This window comes from Actinoplanes sp. NPDC051859 (genome assembly GCF_044452725.1).
Lineage (GTDB): Bacteria > Actinomycetota > Actinomycetes > Mycobacteriales > Micromonosporaceae > Actinoplanes.
In genome coordinates this window covers 426472-435796 of sequence record NZ_JBITBX010000004.1, presented here as the reverse complement: position 1 = coordinate 435796, position 9325 = coordinate 426472, and the positions used below count along the sequence as shown (strand labels likewise).

General features: G+C 67.8%; 5 protein-coding genes. 4 read left to right on the top strand and 1 reads right to left on the bottom strand.

Annotation, left to right across the window (positions count from 1 at the left end; genetic code table 11):
• Positions 1-706 precede the first annotated feature (706 nt).
• The 4 genes from ACIA1L_RS12985 (at position 707) to ACIA1L_RS12970 (ending at position 8759) form a co-directional block, all read left to right on the top strand.
• Positions 707-1102, top strand: a complete 396-nt coding sequence (locus tag ACIA1L_RS12985; protein WP_396072845.1) for a hypothetical protein — start codon at positions 707-709, stop codon at positions 1100-1102.
• A gap of 220 nt (positions 1103-1322) precedes the next feature.
• Positions 1323-1901: a hypothetical protein gene (locus ACIA1L_RS12980; protein WP_396072844.1), complete on the top strand. Its 579-nt coding sequence runs from the start codon at positions 1323-1325 to the stop codon at positions 1899-1901.
• A gap of 10 nt (positions 1902-1911) precedes the next feature.
• Positions 1912-3909 carry an SPFH domain-containing protein gene (locus ACIA1L_RS12975; protein ID WP_396072843.1) on the top strand — a complete coding sequence of 666 codons (1998 nt, stop codon included), beginning with the start codon at positions 1912-1914 and terminating at the stop codon, positions 3907-3909.
• Entirely contained in the window at positions 3906-8759 is a 4854-nt protein-coding gene (locus tag ACIA1L_RS12970) for a DNA repair ATPase (RefSeq protein ID WP_396072842.1), read from the top strand. Before ACIA1L_RS12975 ends, ACIA1L_RS12970 begins: the two co-directional genes overlap by 4 nt.
• A gap of 23 nt (positions 8760-8782) precedes the next feature.
• On the opposite strand, the gene ACIA1L_RS12965 is transcribed toward ACIA1L_RS12970, so the two are convergent.
• A complete protein-coding gene (locus ACIA1L_RS12965) occupies positions 8783-9298 on the bottom strand; it encodes a hypothetical protein (protein ID WP_396072841.1) in 516 nt (171 codons plus the stop codon).
• Positions 9299-9325 lie beyond the last annotated feature (27 nt).

Below are 9325 nucleotides of genomic sequence, written 5' to 3'. Positions count from 1 at the left end.
TTCAGCGCCCCCGGAGCCCGATAGGAATGACTCGGTTCTGACGGTTCGACTTGCTTGGCCCGAGTTAGTCCATAGGCCATAGTTCGTGACCGTTTGTCAAGCGAGATGCCAGTCTTTCAGAGCGGAATACTGACGAATTTAGTGACGCGCTCGCCGAGGTTCGTTTCAGATTGGTATTGAAGCAGAGCCCCTTCCAAGTAGCGGTTGAAATCGACTTCGGCAATAGGCGATGAGAAGCCTCATCGACTTCCCGGCTGACGTGGTGCTGCGCTCGAGCTGCGGGATTCACCATGTTTCAAGCCGGTTGTGCGGGTTTACAAACTCCGGCGGCGTCGGACGTCGGGACGCGAGTTGCCAGTTCGCCGGTCATGTCGTCGATCTTGATCGGTCATGACCGTGGAACCGGCTCGCGGAAATAGCGGCGAACTGGAAGCGGTTGGTCGTAGGGCGGGTGCAGCGTCGAAGAATGGGCCACGCCCACCGAGCGTCAGACAAGTCCGATCTATATTGGCGTCGCTCCATCCTCGTGACCCTGCCGGCGAGCACGCACGGCCACCGACAGCTCGCGAAGGCGAATCAACTCGATCGAGGATCGGATGCCCTCTTGCTTCTAGGAAGTTGCCGATTGTTGCGGCGGGCGCTGAATGCATGACTGCCTAGTGTCATCTGATGCTTTGTCTGTCTAACTCGAGTGTAGGAGTGTGGAATGCGAGCCCTCGGCTTATACAAAGAGCTGGAGCCGCGGCGCCCTGGCATCTTCCGTGAAAGCTTGATCGAAGCCGTTCGGGTGGCGCCGGGGAGGCTTGAAGGAAATTTAGCAGAATATTTGGACTCGGGTATCCCCTTGGTGGATATCATGGAATCCACAACCGACGTGGTTGGTGGCGAGGAGCGCATTTCTGGAGGATCATCCATTTTGACCGATGGGAGCTGGGTGTGGCGCCAGGATTTGCCTTTCTATGTGAGAAATTATCATCTGGTATTAGATGATAATTTTATCGCGCACGCTGTCGAGATGAATTTTGTTATACCGCAGCAGGAACGCGCCACCCTCCTCGCATTGGCAGATACTGTGACGCGTGAAGTTCTGAACATGAGCTGACCCGTTGAGGGCGTTCGTGTCTTTGATGGGTCGTACGCCGAGACACATAGGCCCGCGCGATGTATCGCCAAAGCGTTACTTGGCCGAAGAGACGATCTAGGTGCGGCCGGAGTGGGGGCGCGGGATTTGACCGGGGCTGCCATCATCGATGTCACCGCAGGGGGTTGAGACGCCACAGAGGGCGACGGGGCCTGCGGCACGACGCGGGGGCGGTCACTGCATGGGTGGGTTCTTCGAGGCTGTGCTCAGCTTCCCCACCGTCATCCTCACCCCACTCCTGGTCGTCGTCATCGGATACTGGCTCGTTGTCGTGGTCGGCGGGGCCGATCCCGAAGGCGATGGCGGCGCGGAGGCCGGCGGTTTCCTCGGCTTCCTCGGCCTGGGTGGCGTGCCCGCCTCGGTCGTTCTCTCCCTGCTCGTTGTGTTCGCCTGGTTCACCACCCTGGCCGGCGCTGAGCTGCTGGGCGCCATTCCCGCCGCGCTGATCCTCGCCGGGGCGGTCGTCGTCGCCTGGGTGATCGCGCGGCTGTGCGTACTTCTGATCAAGCGTTTTCTGCCCGCCGGTCCCGAGCCGTCACGTGCCGATTTCGTCGGCATGACCTGCATCGTCCGGACTGGGCGTGTGACGCAGTCCTTCGGACAGGCCGAGGTGCATGCCCCGGACGGTTCGTCCGCGATCGTGCAGGTCCGGCAGGCCGGCGACGACGACCTCAAGGCGGGCACCGTCGCCCTGCTCTACGACGTTGATCCCGACGGCGAGTTCTTCTGGATCGTCCCCGCCGATATCGCATCGACATAAAGGATCCGCAATGGATGTGATCTCCACCGGTTTCGGTGTGCTCCTCGCCGTGGTGCTGCTCATCGTGCTCGGCGTCGTGTTCTTCCTCAGCCGCATGTTCCGCAAGGTGGAACAGGGCAAGGCGCTCATCGTGTCCAAGGTGCGCCGGGTCGACGTCACCTTCACGGGTGCGGTCGTGCTGCCGGTGCTGCACAAGGCCGAGACGATGGACATCTCGGTGAAGACGATCGAGATCTCGCGGACCGGCCGGGAAGGCCTGATCTGCCGCGACAACATCCGTGCGGACATCCGGATCACCTTTTTCGTACGCGTGAACAAGACCACCGAGGACGTCATCAAGGTGGCTCAGGCGATCGGCACCACGCGGGCGAGCAGTGAGCAGACGTTGCAGGAGCTGTTCAACGCCAAGTTCTCCGAGGCGCTGAAGACCGTCGGTAAGCAGCTGGACTTCGTCGACCTCTACACGAAGCGCAACGAGTTCCGGGACCAGATCATCGAGGTGATCGGTACCGACCTGAACGGGTACAGCCTGGAGGACGCGGCGATCGACTTCCTCGAGCAGACGCCGATGGTGTCGCTCGATCCGAAGAACATCCTGGACGCGCAGGGCATCCGGAAGATCACCGAGCTGACCGCGATCGAGGCGGTCCGCACGAACGACTTCCGGCGCAACGAGGAGAAGGAGATCACCCGGCAGAACGTGGACGCCAAGGAGGCGATCCTCGAACTGGAGCGCCGGCAGGCGGACGCGGAGATCAAGCAGCGCCGGGAAATCGAGACGATGCGGGCCCGCGAGGAGGCCGAAATCGCCCTTGCGCACGCCGAGGAGCGGCTGCGGGCCGAAGGCGCTCACCTGCGTACGGAACAGCAGCTCGGGGTGCAGCAGGAGAACAAGGCTCGCGAGATCGCGGTAGCCGAGAAGAACCGTGAGCGGGTCATCGCGATCGAGACCGAGCGGATCGAGAAGGACCGGATGCTCGAGGTCATCGGGCGTGACCGGGAGACCGAGCTGTCCACGATCGCCAAGAACAAGGAGGTCGAGGCGGAGAAGCGCTCGATCGCCGAGGTGATCCGCGAGCGCATCGCCGTGGAGAAGACGGTCGCCGAGCAGGAGGAGAACATCAAGCGGCTGCGCGTCGTCGAGGAGGCGGAGCGTACCCGGCAGGCCGTCATCATCAACGCCGAGGCCGAGGCGCAGGAGGCCCTGGTCAAGGACATCAAGGCCGCGGAGGCGGCCGAGGCCGCCGCGAAGTTCAAGGCCCGCGAGGAGCTGCTGCTGGCGGAGACCCGCCAGCAGACCGCCGAGCTGGACGCCCGCGCCAAGATCCGCCTCGCCGAGGGAACGCAAGCCGAGGCCGCGGCTGCCGGCCTCGCCGACGTGCAGGTGCGCGAACGCAACGCTGAGGTGGTGGAGAAGACCGGCCGCGCCGAGGCCGCGGTCGAGCGGGAGAAGGCGCTGGTCGCCGCCGAGGCTATTCGCGAGAAGCTCAAGGGCGAGGCCGAAGGTCTGCAGGAGAAGGCCGGCGCGATGGCGGCACTCGACGACGCGACCCGGGAGCACGAGGAGTACCGGCTGCGGTTGGAGACGGAGAAGGAGATCCGCCTGGCCGGCATCAACGTGCACAAGGAGATCGCCGAAGCGCAGGCCTCGCTCATCGCCACCGGCTTGGAGAAGGCAGACATCGACATCGTCGGCGGCGACTCGATCTTCTTCGACAAGCTGATCGGCTCGATCACGATGGGCAAGGCCGTCGACGGCTTCGTCCAGCATTCCGACGTCGTCCAGGGCCTCGGTGCGCGCTACCTGAACGGTTCCGCGAACTTCGCCGACGACCTGGGCCGGGTGCTCGGCTCGGTGAACACCGGCGACGTCGCCAACCTGACCCTGTCGGCGTTCCTCACCCAGCAGATCCGGGCGGGCGGCAAGGACTCCGGCAAGCTGCGTGAGCTGCTCGCCGCCGCCAAGGAGATGGGTCTGGGCGATGCCAAGGTCCCGGCGGCCCGGTGACGCTCGACGCCGGAACGTACGAGGTCCTGCGTGCCCGGCTGGGTGCGCAGGCCAAGGAACTGGCCGGACGCGCGGAGGCGCTGAATACCCGCCGGACGGAGACGTTCGGCGGGCAGCAGATGCGGCTGGCCGGCACGGAACGGGTCCGCACCGAGAACAACTGCGTGCCCCGCGACATCGTGCAGGTCGGCGGCGCCATGCTGTTCGGCTACAACGTCTTCATTGGACTCCGCAGCGAGACCGCGATCGGCGATGTGTTTGCCGTACACGGATTTGCCGAAGGCGCTTTCCAGGCGGCGACGCTGCCGGGGCTGCTCGACGACCCGCAGTTCCAACGCGACTTCGCCGAGCTTTACCGGTACTACCGCGAGACGCACCTGCTGCAGTTGCGCCGGCTGGAGGGGCTGCTCCTCGCGGTCTTCCAGACCGGCGCCCGCGCCGACGACCTCAAGGTGCTGCGCTGGCGGGTGGGCACCGGTGGTGCGGTCGAGTACGTCGACAACCGCGGCGAACGCGACCACGTCTTCCCGCCCGCGCACGACTTCGAGTGGACGCTCACCACCCGTGAGCAGCACGTCCTCGGCCGGCACCCGCACGTGTCCATTGCGGACGAAGTCTTTGTGGAGACGGTCGGCGGCACGCTGACCGTCAAGGTGGAGAACAACACCGAGGACGGCGAAGGCATCTTCTCCGAACCGGTCGACGAGAAGTTGCAGAGCCTCGCCGACGCGGAAATCGCGTACGCGCGAATCGGCCCTTTGATCCTGCTGCGCGTGTTGCCGTATAAGGAGACGACGCAGCGGTATCTGGTGTTCAACACCCGGACCCGGGACGTGGTGCGGTTGGATGGGATCGGGCAGGCCTGTCAGCGGCTGCCCGAGGACCAGGGCATCATCTTCCCCGGCGGCTACTACCTGGCTACCGGCCTGGCCAAGACGTTCGACGCCGACGTGGCCGACCTGGAGTTCGAACGGGTCGTGCGCTCGGTCAACGGCGAGGACGTGCTCTACGTCTTCCACGCGCGGGTCGCCGGGCGCTACCTGCTGTTGCCGTACAACGTGATTCGCAAGGAAGTCGCCACGCCGATCCCGTGTCACGGCTATTCGCTGTTCGACGACGGCACGCTCGTGGCTTTCCGGGCGGGCTCCGACGAGCCGACGCGCGTGCACCCGATGCAGGTGTGGCAGACCCCGTACGTGTCGGACACGTACGCCGCCGCGCAGCCGGTCGGCACCGGCCCACTGGACCGGGTGGGCAACGCTGACCTGGTCCGCGGCATCGCCGACGCGCTGTCCGTGTCCCGGATGATCGACGAGATGACGCCGTCCGGGGCGGTCTTCGAGGCGATCATCGCGGCCTGCTCCCGGCTCTTCGACCAGTACCACTGGCTGGCCGACGCCGAGCTGGAAAACCTGGGCGGCCCGCTCGCCGAGGTACGCACGACCGCCGAGCAGGTGCTCGACGAGTTCGAGTCGGTGCAGGCGCTGACCGCACAGGCCACGACCGCGGTCGAGGAGGCCAGCGCGGCCACCACCTCGCTGATCCGGCGCGCCCGCGGCGAGGTGCCCGCCAGCACCGACGCGTGGATTCGCCAGCTCGCCGCGCTGCGCCAGGCTCAGGGCCGGGTCGTGACCCTGCGCGAACTGCGCTACGTCGACACCGCCCGGCTCGACCAGCTGGCCGCGGAGCTGTCCACCGAGGTGGACTCGACCGCCCGCCGCGCCGTCGAGTTCCTGCAGCGCCCGGACGCCTTCGCCGGTTACCAGCAGTCGGTCGACCAGCTCGTGACCGACGCAGGCGGCATCGCCACCGTCGCCGCGGCCACACCGATCGCCGAGCGCCTCACCGAGCAGGCCGACGGGCTGCAGGTGGTGACCGAGGTGGTCGGCGGGCTCGACATCGCCGACGCCACGATCCGCGTCGGCATCCTCGAACGGATCGGCGAGGTGCTCGGTGGCGTCAACCGCGCCCGGGCGACCTTGGATGGCCGTCGCCGTGAACTGGCCGCGGCCGAGGGCCGGGCCGCTTTCGCCGCAGAGTTTGCCCTGCTCACCCAGTCGGTGACCGCCGGGATCTCCGCCGCCGACACCCCGGACCGCTGCGACGAGCAGCTCGCCAAGCTGATGCTGCAGGTCGAGGCGCTGGAGTCGCGGTTCGGCGACTTCGACGACTTCACCGACCAGCTCACCGCCAAGCGCGCCGAAATCTATGAGGCATTTGCTGCCCGGCGACAGGCCCTGCTGGACGAGCGGGCCCGGCGCGCCGACCGGCTCGTCGACTCCGCCCAGCGCACCCTCGCGAGCGTCCAACGCCGGGTCGCTGGGCTGGGCAGCCTCGACGACGTCAACACCTACTTCGCCACCGATCCGATGGTCGGCAAGCTGCGGCAGGTCGCGGACGAGCTGCGTACCCTCGGCGATGCGGTTCGGGCCGAAGAGCTGGCGGGCCGGGTCAAGGCCGCGCGGCAGGAGGCCGGGCGGTCTCTCCGCGACCGACTGGACCTGTACGGCGCCGACGGCACCACCCTCAGCCTGGGCCGGCACACCTTCGCCGTGAACACCCAGACCATCGACCTCACGCTGGTGCCGAACGGTCCGGACCTGGCCTTCGCGATCACCGGCACCGACTACCGCGGCCCGGTCCGCGACGAGGCGTTCCTAGCGACCCGTCCGTTCTGGGACCAGCCCATGGTCTCGGAATCCACCGAGCTCTCCCGTGCCGAATACCTTGCCGCGGCCGTCTTCGCCGAAAACCCCCAAGGCGACCTCGATCTTTGGGTACGCCGGGCAGCAGAGTCCCGCTACGACGAAGGCTACGAGCGCGGGGTGCACGACAGCGACGCCACCCGAATCCTCGACGCCCTGATCCGGCTGCACGCCGCCGCGGGCCTGCTGCGCTACCCGGCGCCGGTCCGGGCCGCCGCCCAGCTTTTCTGGGCCGGCCTACCCGCCGCCGAGCAGGCCACCTGGTCAGTCCGGGCCGCGTCGCTGGTCCGCGCGCGGGACTTGTTCGGGGCAGGCGAGGATCTCACCGACCTGGCCGATGCCCTCGCCGCAGCTGCGGGCGCGGGGCCGGCCGGTTCCGTAGCCGCGGCGGGCGCCGGACCGGCCGCTGGCTTCAGGGCCGCGGGTCGGATCGTGGGGGAGTATCTGGTCGAGGAGCTGGCCGCGACTCCGGCCGGCTTCGTCACCAGCGCGACCGCACGGACATTCCTCGACCGCTTCCACCGGGCGTTGTCCGCCGAGCACGCCTCGCTCTATGAGGCTGACCTGCGGGCACTGGACGGGGAGCGGATCGCCCGCGAACAGCTCGTGCACGCGTGGCTCTCCGCGTTCCAGCGGGCGCACCCCGAGGCCGGGGACGCGAGCGATGTCGTCGAGGCCGCCGCAATCGAGCTCACCGGAACTGCGCTGACCCGCTACGACTCGGCTGCCGCGGTGAGCGAGACAGTGACCGGGCTGCTTTCGGCGCACCCGCGCATCGTCGGCGGTCAGCTCACCGTGCGGCTGGACGAGTTCCTGGAGACGACCCGGCGGTTCCGCGAGGAGCGGGTGCCGGCCTACCGGGCGTACCAGAAACAGCGGACGGCCCTGGCCGCGGCCGAACGGGAGCGGCTGCGGCTAGACGAGTACCAGCCGGGGGTCATGTCGGCGTTCGTCCGCAACCGGCTTCTCGACGAGGTCTACCTGCCACTGATCGGCGACAACCTGGCCCGGCAGCTCGGCGCGACCGGCGCGGGGCGGCGCACGGATCAATCCGGGCTGCTGCTGTTGATCTCCCCGCCCGGCTACGGCAAGACGACCCTCATGGAGTACGTCGCCAACCGCCTCGGACTGGTCTTCGTGAAGGTCAACGGCCCGGCGCTCGGACACGACGTGACCTCGCTCGACCCGGCCGAAGCCCCGAACGCCACCGCCCGGCAGGAAGTCGAAAAGATCTCCTTCGCCCTCGAGATGGGCAACAACGTCCTGCTCTACCTGGACGACATCCAGCACACCTCGCCGGAGCTGCTGCAAAAGTTCATTTCACTCTGCGACGCCCAGCGCCGGATGGAAGGCGTGTGGGAAGGCCGGACCCGCACGTACGACCTGCGGGGCAAGCGGTTCGCGGTGTGCATGGCCGGTAACCCGTACACGGAGACCGGCAAGCGGTTCCGGATTCCGGACATGCTTGCCAACCGGGCCGACGTGTGGAACCTCGGTGACGTGCTCGCCGGTCAGCAGGACGCGTTCGAGATGTCGTACCTGGAGAACGCGCTCACGTCGAACCCGGTGCTCGCGCCGCTGTCCGCCCGCGACCGCACCGACCTGCCGCTGCTCGTCCGGCTCGCCGAGGGTGACGACTCGGTCCGGTCCGACCGGCTCAGCCACGCGTACTCCGCCACCGAGCTGGAACAGGTGTTGTCGGTGCTGCGCAAGATGCGGCTGGTGCAGAAGATCGTGCTGCGCAACAACCAGGCGTACATCGCGTCGGCGTCGCAGGCGGATTCGTCGCGGACCGAGCCGCCGTTCCGGCTGCAGGGGTCGTACCGCAACATGAACAAGCTCGCCGAGCGGATCGTGCCCGTCATGAACGACGCGGAACTGGAGCTGGTGATCGACGACCACTATCTCGGGGAAGCGCAGACGCTCACCTCCGGTGCGGAGGCCAACCTGCTCAAACTGGCCGAGCTGCGCGGGCGGCTCACCCCGGAGCAGGCCGCGCGCTGGGCCGAGGTGAAGGCGGCGTACCTGCGGGAACAAGCGCTCGGCGGCGCCGGCGACGATCCGATGACCCGGGCCGTCGGCGCGGTGGGCCTGCTCGCCGACCGGGTCGGCGCGGTGGAACAGGCGATCCTGCGCCGGACGTAGCGCAGCGGTCGCTCAGTGGCGGGTCAGTCGTTCAGCAGGGAGGGATCGGCGCGGAGCATGGCGGCGAGTCGCTTCGCTGCCAACTCCGTTTCCTCCTCGTCGACCTGCAGGGGGACCGGCTCGGGCAGCGGCGTCGGCATGGGCGGCTGCTGCTGGTAATACTCCTGCTGGTAGTACTCCTGCTGGGGCGCAGGCTCCTCGTAGCGGTGGTGGTGGTGGTGTGCGGTCGGTGGGGGCGTCGGCTCGGGCTCCACGTCGATGATCTCGCCGTAGTGCGGCTCGCTCGCCCGCTGGGCCACCGAGTTGTCCGCGCTGACCTGCACGATGCCGTCCTCGAGCGCGAAGTGCAGCAGCACCGGGTCGCCGGCGCCCTCGACGCCGACGGTCACGCCCAGTTCGGGGTGGCGGCCCACGACGGCGGCGATCGCCTCGACCAACTCCGTCACGGCCGGCGGGGTGCCCGTGGACTCCCCGGCGGCCCGGCGGCGCAGCTCGTCGCGGCGGGCCAGCTTGTCGAGCGCGTCGTCCAGTCCTCGCACGTCACCGTCCTCCCGTCCCGCAGTCGC